This window comes from Nocardia aurea (assembly GCF_003123685.1).
Lineage (GTDB): Bacteria > Actinomycetota > Actinomycetes > Mycobacteriales > Mycobacteriaceae > Nocardia > Nocardia aurea.
On the sequence record NZ_QCYJ01000005.1, the window covers coordinates 299,417 to 315,908 of the forward strand.

General features: G+C 66.8%; 14 protein-coding genes. 10 read left to right on the forward strand and 4 right to left on the reverse strand.

Going from position 1 to position 16,492, the window contains the following annotated elements; all coding sequences use genetic code 11:
• Window positions 1-13 precede the first annotated feature (13 nt).
• The 6 genes from DAT37_RS02065 (at window position 14) to rraA (ending at window position 3,513) form a co-directional block, all read left to right on the forward strand.
• The gene (locus DAT37_RS02065; protein WP_109522910.1) at window positions 14-943 is read left to right on the forward strand and encodes a CopD family protein; all 930 of its coding nucleotides are present in this window, start codon (window positions 14-16) and stop codon (window positions 941-943) included.
• 60 nt (window positions 944-1,003) lie between these two features.
• Window positions 1,004-1,471 (forward strand): SRPBCC family protein, encoded by a 468-nt coding sequence (locus tag DAT37_RS02070; protein ID WP_109523233.1) that lies wholly within the window; start codon window positions 1,004-1,006, stop codon window positions 1,469-1,471.
• Window positions 1,472-1,473: 2 nt separating this feature from the next.
• Window positions 1,474-1,854 carry a DUF5313 family protein gene (locus DAT37_RS02075; RefSeq protein ID WP_109522911.1) on the forward strand — a complete coding sequence of 127 codons (381 nt, stop codon included), beginning with the start codon at window positions 1,474-1,476 and terminating at the stop codon, window positions 1,852-1,854.
• Window positions 1,855-1,918: 64 nt separating this feature from the next.
• On the forward strand, window positions 1,919-2,506 hold the full coding sequence (locus DAT37_RS02080) for a hypothetical protein (protein WP_109522912.1): 588 nt from the start codon (window positions 1,919-1,921) through the stop codon (window positions 2,504-2,506).
• Between the two features lie 63 nt (window positions 2,507-2,569).
• The gene (locus tag DAT37_RS02085; RefSeq protein ID WP_109522913.1) at window positions 2,570-2,935 is read left to right on the forward strand and encodes a DUF5313 family protein; all 366 of its coding nucleotides are present in this window, start codon (window positions 2,570-2,572) and stop codon (window positions 2,933-2,935) included.
• Window positions 2,936-3,000: 65 nt separating this feature from the next.
• A complete protein-coding gene (gene rraA, locus DAT37_RS02090) occupies window positions 3,001-3,513 on the forward strand; it encodes a ribonuclease E activity regulator RraA (protein ID WP_232839444.1) in 513 nt (170 codons plus the stop codon).
• A 3-nt stretch (window positions 3,514-3,516) separates the two neighbouring features.
• Here rraA and DAT37_RS02095 read toward each other — a convergent pair whose 3' ends face one another.
• On the reverse strand, window positions 3,517-3,741 hold the full coding sequence (locus tag DAT37_RS02095; protein WP_109522914.1) for an RNA-binding S4 domain-containing protein: 225 nt from the start codon (window positions 3,739-3,741) through the stop codon (window positions 3,517-3,519).
• Between the two features lie 175 nt (window positions 3,742-3,916).
• Here DAT37_RS02095 and lysX point away from each other — a divergent pair, with 175 nt between their 5' ends.
• The 4 genes from lysX (at window position 3,917) to DAT37_RS02115 (ending at window position 8,798) form a co-directional block, all read left to right on the forward strand.
• Window positions 3,917-7,240, forward strand: a complete 3,324-nt coding sequence (gene lysX / locus DAT37_RS02100) for a bifunctional lysylphosphatidylglycerol synthetase/lysine--tRNA ligase LysX (protein WP_109522915.1) — start codon at window positions 3,917-3,919, stop codon at window positions 7,238-7,240.
• A gap of 115 nt (window positions 7,241-7,355) precedes the next feature.
• Window positions 7,356-7,577 (forward strand): hypothetical protein, encoded by a 222-nt coding sequence (locus DAT37_RS02105; RefSeq protein ID WP_109522916.1) that lies wholly within the window; start codon window positions 7,356-7,358, stop codon window positions 7,575-7,577.
• Between the two features lie 154 nt (window positions 7,578-7,731).
• On the forward strand, window positions 7,732-8,355 hold the full coding sequence (locus DAT37_RS02110) for a histidine phosphatase family protein (RefSeq protein ID WP_109522917.1): 624 nt from the start codon (window positions 7,732-7,734) through the stop codon (window positions 8,353-8,355).
• 128 nt (window positions 8,356-8,483) lie between these two features.
• Complete coding sequence (locus DAT37_RS02115) at window positions 8,484-8,798, forward strand: hypothetical protein (protein ID WP_157978239.1); 315 nt, start codon at window positions 8,484-8,486, stop codon at window positions 8,796-8,798.
• Between the two features lie 77 nt (window positions 8,799-8,875).
• Here the strand turns inward: DAT37_RS02115 and DAT37_RS02120 are convergent, their stop codons facing one another.
• The 3 genes from DAT37_RS02120 to gltB all read right to left on the reverse strand — a co-directional run bounded on the left by DAT37_RS02120 (window position 8,876) and on the right by gltB (window position 16,485).
• Entirely contained in the window at window positions 8,876-9,772 is an 897-nt protein-coding gene (locus DAT37_RS02120; protein WP_109522919.1) for a cutinase family protein, read from the reverse strand.
• 531 nt (window positions 9,773-10,303) lie between these two features.
• Window positions 10,304-11,773, reverse strand: coding sequence for a glutamate synthase subunit beta (locus tag DAT37_RS02125; RefSeq protein ID WP_109522920.1), 1,470 nt, complete (start codon window positions 11,771-11,773; stop codon window positions 10,304-10,306).
• 59 nt (window positions 11,774-11,832) lie between these two features.
• Entirely contained in the window at window positions 11,833-16,485 is a 4,653-nt protein-coding gene (gene gltB / locus DAT37_RS02130) for a glutamate synthase large subunit (protein ID WP_109522921.1), read from the reverse strand.
• Window positions 16,486-16,492: the final 7 nt, after the last annotated feature.

The window sequence follows — 16,492 nt, forward strand, 5'->3', positions numbered from 1 at the left end:
GAACGCGACAGCGGTGAAGAGTGGGACGACCGGCGGCAGGGACGCGGTATCACTGTTGCTGATCGTCCCCGCCGGACTGCTCGGCGTCGGCCTGGCGTGGGTTCTCACCGCCGGTGACCTGCCCGCCCAGGCCGTCATCCGGGTGCTCGCGGACTGCGTCGGCGCCACGGTGCTCGGGCTGGCCGCGCTGCCCCGGTTGCACGCGCGACTCCAGCCACCGTGGCGGCTGCTGGCCGTCCTGGCCGGAATCTGGTGCGGTACCGAATTCGCGATCCTGCTGTTCGAGGCCGCCGACGTCGTCGGCGTGCCGCTGCGACGACTCGGCGCGGGGCAGTTCGGCACCTTCCTGACCGAGATCAGCGCCGGGCAGGTCGGTATCGCGATCCTGCTCGGCACCGGCGCGACCGCGGGCTATTCGGCGCTGATCTACCGGCGCAGCGAGGCCGCGTCGACCGATCTCGTGCTGGTGTTCGCCGCCGTCGCGCTGATATTGCGCCCGATCACCGGGCATATGTCGCAGCAGTCCTTCGGTTCGGTGCTCGCGGCCGTGCACGCCCTCGCCGCGGCGGCCTGGTTCGGCCTGCTCGTCGCCTTGGCCTCGGTGGTGCGTTCGCGCGGTCAGTGGGCGACGGTGCTGCCCCGGTACTCCGCCGTCGCGCTGCCGTTGATCGGCGCGGTGGCGCTGACCGGAATCGTGAACGGACTCGTGCGCCTCGGCGGACTCGGACCGCTGCTGTCGACCGGTTACGGCCGGATCCTGCTCGCCAAGACGGTCGTACTCCTCGCACTGCTGGCGCTGGGCTGGTGGTGGCGACGCTCCTGGGTCGGGCGCGCCGCCGACCATCGCATGACCGCCGACGCGTCGCTGCGCCGAGCCGTGACCGAGGTGGCGGTGATGGCGGTCGCATTCGGTCTCGCGTCGGCGCTCGCCGTCACCGCCTGAGGGTCGGACGGCGTCATCGGACCGTGGGGCGACCTGCGGTAACCCGTTACAGTGGCCGATATGACCGAAGTGAAAATCGTCGCGGATTGCGCGGCGTCGGCCGAATCCGCGTTCCAGTACGTCAACGACTACCGGAATCTGCCGCACTTCCTGCACGGCATCGAATCGTTCACCCCGGTCGGCGATCAGATCGAAGGGCTCGGCGCGAGTTTCGACGGGCACATCAAACTCGGCCCGGCCTCATTGCGTTCCCGCGTCGAAGTGAACCGGTGGGAGAAGGATTTCGCCATCGGCATCCGGTCGATCAAGGGGTTCGAGATCGATTCGACCTTCCTGTTCCATCCGAAAGGCGACGATCTGTGCACGATCGACGCCATCGTCGACTACCGGGTGCCCGGCGGTCTGGCCGGACGCGCGCTCGGCAAGACCATCGAACCGTTCGTGAAGATCACCGTGAAACACACGACGGATAACCTGATCCGGCAGATCGCCGAATTCCATCGCGGTCGCGACCGGAATTCGCGCTGACGATGACCGAGTCACCCACCCCCACATTCGCGCAGCGGGTCGGATACATCTGCGGGAAGAACCTTCCCGCGTCGAAATCGGAGTGGGTGCTGGCCGATCTGACCGGCCCCGGCGCCACCCGCCGCTACCTGACCCGCATTCTCCTGCCGATCATCCCGGTACTGTGCCTGTTCCTGCTGCTGCCCGGACCGCTGTGGATGGGGCTGGCGATGATGGCGCTGCTCTACATCCCGCTGATCTATTTCACGGTGGCGCTGATGTACGTGTACCGGCGGCACCGGCTGATCGGCCACGGCCTCGATCCCGCCCTCGCCGATATCGACGCGCGTCGTCGCAGCGAGGCCGACCGGCTCGATTACGAGCGCCGTCACGGCCGCGCCTGACCCGCGTGCACCGGATCTCCCGCGCGTTTGCGGACACCCGAGGCGGGTGGCAGCATGCACCGCGATGAAGATCACCGCGGCACGGGCCGACGAATTACTGGGCAGCTCCTGGTTCACCGGCTACACCGCCGAGGTCGATCTGCACGAGGAGCCGGTCGTCCACGACGAATTCGATGTCGAAGCCCGCTGCGAAGCTCTCGGCGACACCGAATGCGTCCTGTTCGGAGCTGGCCTCATGGTTCACGGCACCCTCGATCTCGCCGGTGACGTCCACTCCATCTACGCGGTACGCGGCACGCTCCGCGCGCGACGCCTGATCCTCGGCGACGCGGTCCTCGTCGTCGACGGCACCGTCGAGGTCGAGGAGTGGCTGTTCGGCGGGGATACCCGTGGTGTCTTCGAGGTCGGCGGCCTCCAGGTCGAGTCCGACGAGGGCCACGACGCCCTGTTCGCCAAGGTCGCGACACCGACAGCGGTGCTCTTGGACCGCGCCCGCGGCGAGCTGGTGCTCCGCCGGAACGGGGAGCCGAGGCAGACCGGACAACTCGTCGCACCGGCGCTGGCTGATCTCGATCCCGACTATCGGCCCGAACTGCTCATCGGTGCCCGCCTGCGCGAACTACTGGTCGCCGGGCAACCGATCTTCGCCTGACAACGGCACCGACGGCACCGTCGACACTGGCGGTGACCTGCACCACAGGCATAGCCTGAGGATATGAGAACTCCCACGATAGGGCAGCGGATCGCCTACGATCTGGGCCGCGAGCTTCCCCGGGAGCTGCACGAGTGGGTAGTCCACGACCTCGTCGGCCACGGGGCCATGGAACGCTACCTCGTCCGGTTCCTGGTTCCGATCATTCCGTTCTTCGCGCTGGTGCTGCTGTTTCCCGGCCCCATGCCACTCAAGATCGGCATGATCGTGATGATGATCATCCCGCTGGTCGTGTTCACGGTGTCGCTCAGTTACGTGTGGCGCCGCTTCCGACTCGCACAGCACGGTCTCGATCCGAATCTGCTCGACCACAACAAGATCTCCGAACACGACCGTGACATGTACGAACTGCATTACGGGCACCGATAGCGACCGAACTCACTTCGGCGGCCCGCCTGCCGAAACCGCGATTCGCGCCCCCTTAAGCTGGCAGCGTGAGTGAATCCAATGCCAGCGAATCGACCGTGAACGGCACCGGCACCGCCACCGCGGATCTCGCCGACGAGATCGGCCCGGACATCCGCAGCTGCGATACCCAGTTCATCCAGTTCGGCGGCCGAGCGGTGTTCTCCGGACGGATCACCACCATCCGCTGCTTCCAGGACAACCTGCTGGTGAAGCAGACGTTGAGCGAACCCGGCAACGGCGCGGTACTTGTCGTCGACGGTGGGGCGAGTGTGCATACCGCGCTGGTCGGCGACATCATCGCCGGACGCGGTGTCGACAACGGCTGGGCGGGGGTCATCGTCAACGGCGCGGTGCGCGATTCGGCCATCCTGCGGACCCTCGACATCGGTATCAAGGCCCTCGGCACCAATCCGCGCAAGAGCACGCAGACCGGAAGCGGCGAACGTGACGTCACCGTCGAATTCGGCGGTATCACCTTCGTTCCGGGTGAAATCCTCTACAGCGACCACGACGGCGTCGTGGTGCGCGCAGAGGGCTGATCCTCACCGACCCGGCGCCACCCGGACCCGGTGCCCGGCCAGGACGACGATATCGCCCGCCTGTAACTGCCGACCGCGGCGCAGTTCCACCTCGTCGTTGACTCGCACGAGGCCCGAGGCGATCACGGTCTTGGCCTCGGCGCCGGAGTCGATCAGGTTGGCCAGTTTCAGGAACTGTCCGAGCCGAATAACGTCGTCATCGATCGGTACATCGACTGCATCTGACATGGATATATCCTTACCCGCCCGGTATTCACGGGGTGAGCCAACCCCCGTGGACGGCGCGACGGACTCGGAATAATCCGACATAGCGGACACCGCCTCGGCATACCGATCCAGCACGCGACGCGACATCACGGGTGCCTTGGAGCACTGAGGGCACGGCACCGTACACACTGGTTCGGTGACTTCCACGCAAGCCGGTCATCGTACGGACACCGAACCCGAGCGGGCCAGGCCGACGCCACCGGTCCCGCACCGGGGCCACGGCAGGCTCTCCGAGGTCCCGCACATCGCGGGACTGGTGCTCGGGGTGTTCGCGATCGTGTGCCTGCTGTGGAGTCTGTCGCCCGGATTGCGCTACCTGACCCAGGTACCGCGGCGCTATATCGACGACTACTACTTCGACGCGCCCGATACGAACCTGATGTGGGCACTGCTCGTCGGCCTGCTCGCGGGCGCGCTGGCCAGCCGCAAACGGATCGCCTGGTGGCTGCTCGTCGGCTACCTCGCCGTGTACGTGCTGGCCAACGCGCTGCTGTTCGCGGGTGAAGGCAATATCGACGCGCTGGTCGCGATGCTGGTCCAACTCGCGGTGATCGGGGTGCTGATCGCGGCGTGGCCCGAGTTCTACACCAAGGTCAGACGCGGGGCGGGCTGGAAAGCGCTCGGCGTCCTGATCGGCGGGCTCGCCATCGGCTGCCTGCTCGGCTGGGGTCTGGTCGAACTGTTCCCCGGCACGCTGCCCAGCGGCTGGCAGCGGCCCGGGTGGGCGGTCTACCGGGTGACCGCCGCGATCCTGGCCGAGAACGAACATTTCGACGGTCATCCCCGGCCCTTCGTCAACTTCCTGCTCGGCCTGCTCGGCGCGATCGCCCTGATCGCCGCGGTCGTGGTGCTGCTGCGCTCCCAGCGGGCCGAGAACGCGATGACGGGCATCGACGAATCCGCCATTCGCGGGCTGCTCGAGCGTTCCGATGTCGAGGATTCCCTCGGCTACTTCGCGACCCGCCGCGACAAAGCGGTGATCTTCGCGCCCAACGGCAAGGCCGCCATCACCTACCGCGTCGAATTAGGCGTCTGCCTCGCCAGCGGCGACCCCATCGGCCTGCGCGAGGTGTGGCCGCAGGCGATCGACGCCTGGCTGCGGCTGGCCGACCGCTTCGGATGGGCGCCCGCGGTGATGGGCGCGAGCGAATTCGGCGCGCAGGCCTACCGCAGGGCAGGACTGTCCGCGCTGCGCCTGGGCGACGAGGCCATCCTCGACACCAGGCATTTCTCGCTGGCCGGGCCGGAGATGAAACAAGTGCGCCAGGCGGCCAACCGACTACGCAAACACGGCATCACCGTGCGGATCAGACGGCATCGCGATATCACCGCCGAGCAGTTCACCCACATCATGGCCAGAGCGGACGCGTGGCGTGACACCGAGACCGAACGTGGTTTCTCGATGGCCCTCGGCAGGCTCGGTGACCCGCTCGACGGCGACTGTCTGCTGGTGGAGGCGATCAACGGTCAGGACCGGCCGTTGGCCGTGCTGTCGCTGGTGCCGTGGGGCCGGACCGGAGCGTCGCTGGAATTGATGCGGCGTGATCGGCAGAGCCCGAACGGCGTGATGGAGCTGATGATCTCGCAGCTCGCGCTGAACTCCGAACAGTTCGGCATCACCAAGGTCTCGCTGAATTTCGCGGTGTTCCGCTCGGTCTTCGAAGAAGGCGGGCGCATCGGCGCCGGGCCGGTCCTGCGAATGTGGCGGGGCGTGCTGCTGTTCTTCTCGCGCTGGTGGCAGCTGGAAGCGCTGTACCGGTCCAATGTGAAATACCAGCCGAACTGGGTGCCGCGCTTCTTCCTGTTCGAAGAACGCAGGCAGTTGCCGCGCGTCGCGATGGCCTGCGGGCTCGCCGAGGGGTTCCTACCGCGCCTCGGCAAGGATCCCGAGACGACGGTGCACACCGGAGTGCGTCGCGCGGTACCCGACACCGTCACCGGACTGCACGCCGACGGCACCCCGCCGGACCTACCGGAAACCGAACTCGCCGAACAGCTCCCGCGCCGCCCCGAACAGGTGCGGGTGCGCATGGACAAACTCGACAGGATGACCGAGGCGGGCGTCGATCCCTACCCGGTCGCCTACCCCCCGACCCATACCGTCGCGGCGGCGCGGCAGTCACCGCGCGGCACCACCGTCCGCGTCTGCGGCAGGCTGCTCCGCATCCGCGACTACGGCGGCGTCATCTTCGCGGTGGTGCGCGACTGGACCGACGATATCCAGCTGGTCATCGACCGGGACCGGGTCGGTGCCGAACGCAGCGCGGAATTCGGCGAGTATTTCGACCTCGGCGATCTCATCGAGGTCAGCGGACAGATCGGGCTCAGCCGCAACGGCGAACTGTCGCTGCTCGCGGCGGACTGGCGGATGAACGGCAAATGCCTGCATCCGCTGCCCGACAAGTGGAAGGGCCTGGCCGACCCCGAGGCCAAGGTCCGCCAGCGCTATGTCGACATGGCGATCAACCCGGAGGCACGGGTGGTGCTCGCCAAACGCAGCGCGGTGGTGCGCTCGCTGCGGGATTCGCTCAACACCTGGGGTTACCTGGAGGTCGAGACGCCGATCCTGCAACAGGTGCACGGCGGCGCCAACGCGACTCCCTTCATCACCCATATCAACGCCTACGACCTCGACCTGTATCTGCGCATCGCCCCCGAGCTGTATCTCAAACGGCTCTGCGTCGGCGGGATGGAGAAGGTGTTCGAACTCGGCCGGACCTTCCGCAACGAGGGCGTCGACTTCAGCCACAACCCCGAATTCACCATCCTCGAGGCCTACGAGGCGCACAGCGACTACGAGCGGATGATGCACACCTGCCGCACGCTCATCCAGAACGCGGCGCTGGCCGCCAACGGCGCCGTGGTGGCCCTGCGCCCCAACGACGACGGCGACTTCGACGAGATCGACATCTCCGGTGAGTGGGCGGTGAAGACCGTGCACGGCGCGGTCTCCGAAGCCATCGGCACCGAGATCACCCCGCGCACCGAACTCCCCGAGCTGCGCGCCCTGTGCGACCAGGCCGAGGTCACCTACCAGCACGGGTGGGACGCCGGGCAGGTGGTGCTGGAGATGTACGAGCACCTGGTCGAAGCGCGTACCGAGGCGCCGACCTTCTACATCGACTTCCCCACCTCGGTCTCACCGCTCACCCGCGCGCACCGCAGCGTCCCCGGTGTCGCCGAACGCTGGGATCTGGTCGCGTGGGGCGTCGAATTGGGCACCGCCTACAGCGAACTCACCGATCCGGTCGAACAGCGGCGCAGACTCACCGAACAGTCGATGCTCGCCGCCAACGGCGACCCGGAGGCCATGGAACTCGACGAGGATTTCCTCCAGGCGCTCGAACACGCGATGCCGCCCACCGGCGGACTCGGCATGGGCGTCGACCGGATAGTCATGCTGATCACCGGTCGCAGCATCCGCGAGACACTGCCGTTCCCACTCGTGAAACCGCGCTGAACAAGGTTCTCGAGATGAGGGATTCATGGCCGAACGGTTAACGCGGAACGTCACAGCCCGATAACCTTGGTGATTCGGTACCGGGAGGAAGCCGACACTTCGGAATGGGGAATACATGTATCTCGATCTGCTGACCAACGCGAGCCTGCTGGATCACTCGGTATGGGCGAGCCCGGACATCTGGGCGTCGGACACCTTCAACACCGCGCTCGACCTCGCCGCCAAGAAGAAGAAAAAGAGCAGCAAGGGCGGCCTGATCGGCGTCATCTGCTGCGTGCTCGTCGTCGTCGCGATCATCGTCGGCATCGTCTACTTCACCAAGCGCAACAAGAACTGACCGACGCGCACACCCGATTCGACGGCCCCGACGCCTCGGCGAACCCGGCCGTCGATTCGACCACCCGCGCACCTCCGGAAAATAGTGTGCCGCCGGTGCCGGGTTGACGATGCCTGCTGTGGCGGTCGGTCGGGGATGCGGCAGAGTGTCGGGGGTGCAGTTGATTCTCGTTCGCCATGCCCAGCCGCTTCGGACCACGAGCGCCGACGGCCCCGCCGATCCCGAATTGTCGGAGATCGGGTGGGAGCAGGCACGGCGGGTGCCCGCCGCGTTGAGCAGGCATCGGGTCGCGCGGGTGCTGAGCAGTCCGCAGCGGCGGGCGCGCGAGACGGCCGAACCGACGGCGGCGAAATTGGGGCTCGACGTCGAAATCGTCCGTGATCTGGCCGAATACGATCGGGATCTGCCCTCGTACGTCCCGATCGAGGACGCCAAACTGGAATTCCAGGCGGTATACGAGCGGATCAAGGCCGGATTCCTGCCCGAACAGATCGACGGACCCGCCTTCATCTCGCGGGTGCGCGACGCGGTCACCGAGATCGCCGCGGCCACCGATCCCGCCGACACCGTGGTGGCCTTCGCGCACGGGGGTGTGATCAATGTCCTGCTCCAGGACGTTCTCGGGCTGGCGCGACCGCTGACCTTCCCGATCGATTACGGGTCGATCACCCGGATCCTGTTCTCGCGCACCGGTCGACGCACGGCCGCGACCGTCAACGAGAACGGGCACGTCTGGGATCTGCTGCCGCGCAACATCGACGCCCGACAACGCGGCTGATCCGGGGATCACTCGCCGATACACAGGTGATTGCCAGGTGCATCGCACCGCGATCCCAGCGACGGAACCTTCGATGGAATCCGTGAGCCGCCGCACCGCGACTCACGTTCCGTAGGAAAGGAATTTCGTTGCTCTCCACGACATCGTCAACATTCCGGCGCCGTTTCGCCCAGGTCGCCGTGGCAGGCGCGCTGGCCGCCGTACCGATCGGAGCCCTCGCCGCCACCGCCTCCGCCGAGGCTTTGGAGTCCACCGCCGACGTCACGGTCGCGCCCGCCGACGCGGTCGGTGGCGAGATCGCCGACCGTCCGCATCGCGGTGACCACGACGGCCCCCGCGTGCGGTTCCACCATCCCGGTGATCACCCCGGCGACCACCGCGGTCCCGACGGCCCGCCCAACTTCTTCCTGCCGCCGAGCCTGCCGACGGGTTCGGCCGGCTGACAACGAGTTCCCGGACGACAGAAGGGCCCACCTCCGACAAGGAGGTGGGCCCTTCCGCTGGTGCGGGGTGCCGGTGCTCAGGCCATTCCGGCGATCCAGTTGCGCATCCAACTGGTGGCGGTCTGGCCGCCGCCGACGTTGTAGCTGCCGTAGACCGTGTGGGCCTGCGACCGGTAGAAACGCTCGAGATCCTTGGCCCGCTGCTCATTCGCGGCGTCGGTGAGCTGCGAACCGAGGGCGGGCATCCCGCCGTGCGACATCAGATCGTTGATGATGGCCCCGGCCTCGAGCTGGTAGCGCCAGATATTGGCGGGGTTGGCATCCGAACTCTGGGCCAGGAATCCGGCGAACCTGGTGACGAAATCCTCGGTGGCGGTGGCGCAGTAGAGGTCGTCGACCGCGCAGATGGTCCGGGTGCGGTCGCTGACGAAGCCGAAGCCGCCGACCCGCGCACCGCCCGCGCCCGCACCCGGTGCGGGCGGGCCGATCTGGATGTCGGTCGGCGAACGGCGCGGATCGGAGATCAGGCCGACGCCGGAGATGCGTTCCGGGCGAACGGTGCCGACGCCGGTGCCGATCTCCGCGGCGAGATCACCGGCGGCATCGGCGCCCTGGCTGTATCCGACCAGGGCGATCTGGGTGGCGCCGCAGCGCTGCGCCATGGCCGTGACCAGCCCGCGCGCGCCGTCGGTCGCTTCCTTCTTGGAAGCGCCGTAGACATCGCCCTCCCACGGGAAGGCGGTGGCCGCGTAGGTGACGTAGTCGACGTCGACCGAGGACGGCAGCCCCCTGGTGACACCGGCCAACATGCCCGGCTGCGGCGTCTTGTCGTGGCCGGTCTCCCAGGTACCGGGAATGGCGACCACATAGAGACTGGGGCAACTGTCCGCGACGGCGGAACCACTGCCCATTACCAGGCCGGACGCAATCGATACCGACGCACCGACGGCCGCGACAACCCTCTTCAAGCGCATTCTGCTCCAGTTCGAACTTCGCCCCTTCGGGCAACCCCGACAAGTGTGTTTGCGCTAACCATGCTGATCTCGACGAATGTCATTTCAGTGCACACCGGGTTAACTGAAGTGTCCGCCCATATGAGATGCACGCCCGAACTACATCCCACCAGCCACGTAGCGCATCGCTGATCACAATAGAGGCACGGCGACGACGACGCCATTCGAACTCGCCGACGTGTCCGATTCCCGTCGAAAACCGTCCGACCGGTCCCGTCGGGGACGAGCGATGCTGTGCCAGATCGACTTCCGCGTTCACGGCACCCGACGAGACGCCGTCGGTAGACGGGTCCATCGGTGAATCGAGGCCCCGCGAAATGTCCGTTATAGCGAGCGATTCCGATCACATTCGGGTATCCGTGACGCGAAGTCACGATCTTGATCTGCTATTTCGGTAAAACGACAGCTATCGATTTCGGTAGTGCAACAGCCCCCTCGGACGCGAACGGCGCCCGCGGACCAGGTCCACGGGCGCCGTCGAAGTGGCGAGGGTCAGCGCTGGGCGACCATCGTCGGGGTGATCGGCGAGGGCAGCGCGGTCTCCCCCTCCAGGTAGTTGTCCACCGCGGCCGCGGCGGCGCGGCCTTCGGCGATGGCCCACACGATCAGCGACTGGCCGCGACCCATGTCACCGGCGACGAAGACGCCGGGCACATTGGTCGACCAGTTCTTGTCACGCTGGACATTGCCGCGCTGGTCGTAGCCGACACCGAGATCCTCGAGCAGACCCCGCTTCTCGGGTCCGACGAAGCCCATGGCCAACAGCACCAGATCCGCCTCCAGGGTGAATTCGGTGCCGTCGACCTTCTCGAAACGGCCGTTGACCATCTTGACCTCGTGCGCTTCCAGGCCGGTGACCTTGCCGTCCGCGCCGACGAAACGTTCGGTGTTCACCGAGAACAGTCGTTCGCCGCCCTCCTCGTGCGCCGAGGCGACCCGGTACATGAGCGGGTAGGTCGGCCACGGGGTCGAGGAGGCACGCTCCTCCGGCGGACGGGGCATGATCTCGAACTGGTGGATCGACGCCGCGCCCTGCCGGTGCGAGGTGCCGAGGCAGTCCGCGCCGGTGTCGCCGCCACCGATGATGATGACCTTCTTGCCGTTGGCATGTACCGGCGGCAGGCCGTCGGCGTCGGTGACCTCGTCGCCGAGCTGCACCCGGTTGGCCCACGGCAGGAATTCCATCGCCTGGTGGATGCCGTCGAGTTCACGGCCGGGGATCGGCAGATCACGGGCCAGGGTGGCGCCACCGGAGAGCACGACCGCGTCGAACCGCTCACGCAGTTGTTCGGCGGTGATGTCGACGCCGACGTTCACGCCGGTCTTGAAGATCGTGCCCTCGGCCTCCATCTGCGCCATCCGGCGGTCGATGAAACGCTTCTCCATCTTGAATTCCGGAATGCCGTAGCGCAGCAGACCGCCGATGCGATCGGCACGCTCGAAAACCGTCACGGTATGGCCCGCGCGGGTGAGCTGCTGCGCGGCGGCCAGTCCGGCGGGACCGGAACCGACGACGGCGACCTTCTTGCCGGTGATGCGGGTCGGATACACCGGGGAGACCCAGCCCTCGTCGAAGGCGTTCTCGATGAGTTCGACCTCGACCTGCTTGATGGTCACCGGATCCTGGTTGATCCCGAGCACGCAGGACGCCTCGCACGGCGCGGGGCACAGCCTGCCGGTGAATTCCGGAAAGTTGTTCGTCGCGTGCAGACGGTCGATGCCGTCACGCCACTGTCCCCGGTAGACCAGGTCGTTCCACTCCGGGATGAGGTTGCCCAGCGGACAACCGTTGTGACAGAACGGGATACCGCAGTCCATGCAGCGGCTGGCCTGACGCTGGAGGGTCTTGTGTTCGAAACCCTCCTCGTAGACCTCTTTCCAGTCCATCAGACGCAGCGGAACCGGACGTCGTGTCGGCAGTTCCCGCGATGTGTGCTTCAGAAATCCCTGCGGGTCAGCCACGAGCGGCCTCCGTCTTCTCGCCTCGCAACATCGAACAAATCTCTCGGACGCGCCGCACGTCAGCCACGAGCGGCCTCCATGATCGCCTCGTCCACGTCTTTCCCGGCCTTCTCCGCTTCGGAGATGGCGAGCAGCACCTTCTTGTACTCGCGCGGCATGACCTTCACGAAGTGATTGACCTGCTGCGACCAGTCGCTCAGGATGCGTTCGGCCACGGCCGAACCCGTCTCGTCGCGATGCTGGGTGATGATGTCGCGCAACCAGGTGAAATCGTCACCGGCGAGTTGTTCGACCGCGTCGCTCTGCTCCGGATTGACCCGGTCGACGAAGGTGCCGTTCGGGTCGTACACGAACGCCAGACCGCCGGACATGCCCGCGCCGAAGTTGCGCCCGGTCTCACCGAGGATGACGACGCGGCCACCGGTCATGTACTCGCAGCCGTGATCGCCGACGCCCTCGACCACCGCGACGGCGCCCGAGTTGCGTACCGCGAAACGCTCACCGACGATGCCGCTGATGAACGCGCGGCCGTTGGTCGCGCCGAACAGGATCACGTTGCCCGCGATGATGTTCTCGTCGGCCGCGAACTCCGCCGGTGCGTTCAGCGACGGCCGGACCACCAGGTGACCGCCCGAAAGACCCTTGCCGACATAGTCGTTCGCGTCACCGTTGACCCGCAGCGTGATGCCCGCCGGCACGAAGGCGCCGAAACTGTTACCCGCCGAACCGGTGAAGGTGATGTCGATGGTGTCGTCGGGCAGGCCCGCGCCACCGTAGAGCTTGGTCACCTCGTGGCCGAGCATGGTGCCGACGGTGCGGTTCACGTTCGTGATCTTGGTCTCGAACTTGACGGCAGCGCCACGCTCCAGAGCGTCGCGGCTCTGTGCGATCAGCTGCTGATCCAGCGCCTTGTCCAGACCGTGGTCCTGGGTCTTGGTGCAGCGACGGTCCTGGTACATGAACGCCGTCTCGACGTTGTCCAGGATCGGCGACAGGTTCAGCTTGCTGGCCTTCCAATGCTCCTTGGCCTTGGCGGTGTCGAGCAGGTCGACCCGGCCGATGGCCTCGTCCAGCGTGCGGAAGCCCAGCTGCGCCAGCAGTTCCCTGACCTCTTCGGCGATGAACATCATGAAGTTCTCGACGAATTCCGGCTTGCCGGTGAAACGTTCGCGCAACACCGGATTCTGCGTCGCGACACCGACGGGGCAGGTGTCGAGGTGGCAGACCCGCATCATGATGCAGCCCGAGACCACCAGCGGCGCGGTGGCGAAACCGTATTCCTCGGCGCCGAGCAGCGCGGCGATCATCACGTCGCGACCGGTCTTCATCTGACCGTCCACCTGGACGACGATGCGGTCGCGAAGTCCGTTGAGCAGCAGCGTCTGCTGGGTCTCGGCGAGGCCGAGTTCCCAGGGACCGCCCGCGTGCTTGAGGGAGGTCAGCGGCGAGGCGCCGGTGCCGCCGTCGTGACCCGAGATCAGCACCACGTCGGCGTGCGCCTTGGAGACGCCCGCCGCGACGGTGCCGACACCGGGCTCGGCGACGAGTTTCACGTGAATCCGCGCCTGCGGGTTCGCGTTCTTCAGATCGTGGATCAGCTGCGCCAGATCCTCGATCGAGTAGATGTCGTGGTGCGGCGGCGGCGAGATCAGGCCGACACCCGGCGTCGAGTGCCGTACCTCGGCCACCCACGGGTACACCTTGTGCGCGGGCAGCTGTCCGCCCTCGCCCGGCTTGGCGCCCTGGGCCATCTTGATCTGGATATCGGTGCAGTTGGTCAGGTAGTGCGCGGTCACGCCGAAGCGGCCCGAGGCCACCTGCTTGATCGCGGAACGACGCCAGTCGCCGTTCTCCTCGACCTCGAAGCGGGCCGGATGTTCGCCGCCCTCACCGGAGTTCGAACGTCCGCCGAGGCGGTTCATCGCGATGGCCAGGGTCTCGTGCGCTTCCGCCGAGATGGAGCCGTAGCTCATCGCGCCGGTGGAGAAACGTTTCACGATGGCCTCGGCGGGCTCGACCTCGTCGATCGAGATCGACGCGCGCTCACCGGATTTGAACTTGAACAGACCGCGCAACGAGGCCAGCCGCTCGGACTGGTCGTCGACCATCTTGGTGTACTCCTTGAAGATCGAGTACTGGCCGGTGCGGGTCGCGTGCTGCAACTTGAAGACGGTGTCGGGGTTGAACAGGTGGTACTCGCCCTCGCGACGCCACTGGTATTCGCCGCCGACCTCGAGTTCGCGGTGCGCGCGCTCGTTGCGGTTCTCCAGGAAGGCGATCCGATGTCGCGCGGCGACATCGGCGGCGATCTCGTCGAGGCCGATTCCGTCCAGATGCGAGCGCAGGCCGGTGAAGTATTCGTCCACCAGATCCTGCGACAGGCCGATCACCTGGTAGAGCTGCGCGCCGGTGTAGGAGGCGATGGTGGAGATGCCCATCTTGGACATCACCTTCAGCACGCCCTTGCTCGCGGCCTTGTTGTAGTTGTAGACCGCGGTGCGGAAGTCGGCGGCCCGATCACCGGTGCTGCCCGGCATATCGAGGGCGCCGCGCTCGATCATGTCCTCGATGGTCTCGAAGGCCATGTACGGGTTGATCGCGGCCGCGCCGAAGCCGACGAGCATGGCCATGTGGTGCACCTCGCGGGCGTCACCGGCCTCCACGACCAGGCCGACCATGGTGCGGGTCCGCTCGCGCACCAGGTGGTGGTGCACCGACGAGGTCAGCAGCAGCGACGGGATCGGCGCCAGCTTCTCGTTGGACTCGCGGTCGGACAGCACGATGATCCGCGCGCCGCCGTCGATGGCGGCCGAGATCTGGATGTTGATGGCCTCCAGGGCCTTGCGTAGCCCCTTGCCGCCCTTCTTCACCGGGTACAGACCGCGCACGACCACCGAGCGCAGGCCCGGATGCGAGCCGTCGTCGTTGATGTGGACGAGTTTGGCCAGTTCGTCGTTGTCCAGGATCGGCTGCGGGATGGTGATCTGCTTGCAGGAATCCGCGCTCGGATGCAACAGGTCCGATTCCGGCCCGAGCGCGCGGCGCAGGCTGGTGACCACTTCCTCGCGGATCGCGTCCAACGGCGGATTGGTGACCTGCGCGAAGAGCTGGGAGAAGTAGTCGAACAGCAGACGCGGCCGCGACGAGAGCACGGCGATCGGGGTGTCGGTGCCCATCGAGCCGAGCGCCTCGCCGCCGGTCTTGGCCATCGGCGAGATCAGCAGGCCGAGTTCCTCGTTGGTGTACCCGAAGATCTGCTGGCGGATCAGCACGCGATCGTGCGACATGTGCTCGTGCGGGCGATCGGGCAGATCGGCCAGTTTGGTGACACCGGCGTCGAGCCACTCCTGGTAGGGGTGCTCGGCGGCCAGTTGCGACTTGAGTTCCTCGTCACCGACGATGCGGCCCTGCGAGGTGTCGACCAGGAACATGCGGCCCGGCTGCAACCGGACCTTCTTGACCACCTTGGCCGGGTCGATGTCGAGGACGCCGACCTCCGACGCCATGACGACGAGGCCGTCATCGGTGACCCAGATGCGGCTGGGGCGCAGACCGTTGCGGTCGAGCACCGCGCCGACGACATTGCCGTCGGAGAAGCACACCGACGCCGGGCCGTCCCACGGCTCCATCACCATCGAGTGGTAGCGGTAGAACGCACGGCGCTGCGCGTCCATGGTCTCGTTGCGTTCCCATGCCTCGGGAATCATCATCAGGACCGAGTGGGGCAAGCTGCGGCCGCCGAGGTGCAGCAGTTCCAGCACCTCGTCGAAGCGCGCGGTATCGCTCGCCCCGGGCGTACAGACGGGGAAGATCTTCTGGAGGCGGTTGTTGCCCGCCTCGTCGATGCCGAAGACATCCGAGCGCAGCAGCGCCTCGCGGGCCCGCATCCAGTTCTCGTTACCGGTGACGGTGTTGATCTCACCGTTGTGCGCCACCCGGCGGAACGGGTGCGCCAGCGGCCAGGAGGGGAAGGTGTTGGTGGAGAAGCGCGAGTGCACGATGCCGAGGGCGGATTCGACCCGGCCGTCCTGTAGGTCCAGGTAGAACGCGCGCAGCTGGGGCGTGGTGAACATGCCCTTGTAGACGAAGGTCTGGCCGGAGAGGCTGGGGAAGTACACCGACTCCTTGCCGACCGTGCCCTCGCCGGGGCCCGCCTTGCCGAGTTCGTGCTCGACGCGCTTGCGGACGACGTAGGCGCGACGCTCCAGGTCCATGCCGGAGAGTTGCTCGGAACCGCCGCGGGGCGAGGCGACGAAGATCTGCCGGAAGGTCGGCATGGCGTCACGGGCGAGTGCGCCCAGCGACGATTCATCGATCGGCACCTCGCGCCAACCGAGAACTTCGAGGCCCTCTTCCTTGACGATCTTCTCGACGCCGTACGCGGCACGGGCGGCCTCGCGGCGGGCCTGCGGCAGGAAGGCGATACCCGACGCGTAGGACCCCTCGGGGGGCAACTCGAAATCCACGATCGCGCGGAAGAAGCGGTCGGGAATCTGGAGCAGGATGCCGGCACCGTCACCGGAATTCGGTTCGGCGCCCGCGGCACCGCGGTGCTCCAGGTTCAACAGAGCCGTAATAGCCTTGTCGACGATGTCACGGCTGCGGCGACCGTGCATGTCGACGACGAAAGCGACGCCGCAGGCGTCGTGTTCGTTCGCCGGGTCGTAGAGCCCGATGGGTCCAGGTGACCTGTGGCCAGGAAGTTGCGTCATGCCTCTG

What these genes read in the sequence shown, in the direction of transcription:
- DAT37_RS02085 (WP_109522913.1), top strand. Translation starts at nt 2,570, where the DNA reads ATGAGAACTCCCACGATAGGGCAGCGGATCGCCTACGATCTGGGCCGC.
- DAT37_RS02070 (WP_109523233.1), top strand. Translation starts at nt 1,004, where the DNA reads ATGACCGAAGTGAAAATCGTCGCGGATTGCGCGGCGTCGGCCGAATCC.
- DAT37_RS02095 (WP_109522914.1), bottom strand. Translation starts at nt 3,741, where the DNA reads ATGTCAGATGCAGTCGATGTACCGATCGATGACGACGTTATTCGGCTC.
- DAT37_RS02075 (WP_109522911.1), top strand. Translation starts at nt 1,474, where the DNA reads ATGACCGAGTCACCCACCCCCACATTCGCGCAGCGGGTCGGATACATC.
- DAT37_RS02120 (WP_109522919.1), bottom strand. Translation starts at nt 9,772, where the DNA reads ATGCGCTTGAAGAGGGTTGTCGCGGCCGTCGGTGCGTCGGTATCGATT.
- DAT37_RS02080 (WP_109522912.1), top strand. Translation starts at nt 1,919, where the DNA reads ATGAAGATCACCGCGGCACGGGCCGACGAATTACTGGGCAGCTCCTGG.
- gltB (WP_109522921.1), bottom strand. Translation starts at nt 16,485, where the DNA reads ATGACGCAACTTCCTGGCCACAGGTCACCTGGACCCATCGGGCTCTAC.
- DAT37_RS02105 (WP_109522916.1), top strand. Translation starts at nt 7,356, where the DNA reads ATGTATCTCGATCTGCTGACCAACGCGAGCCTGCTGGATCACTCGGTA.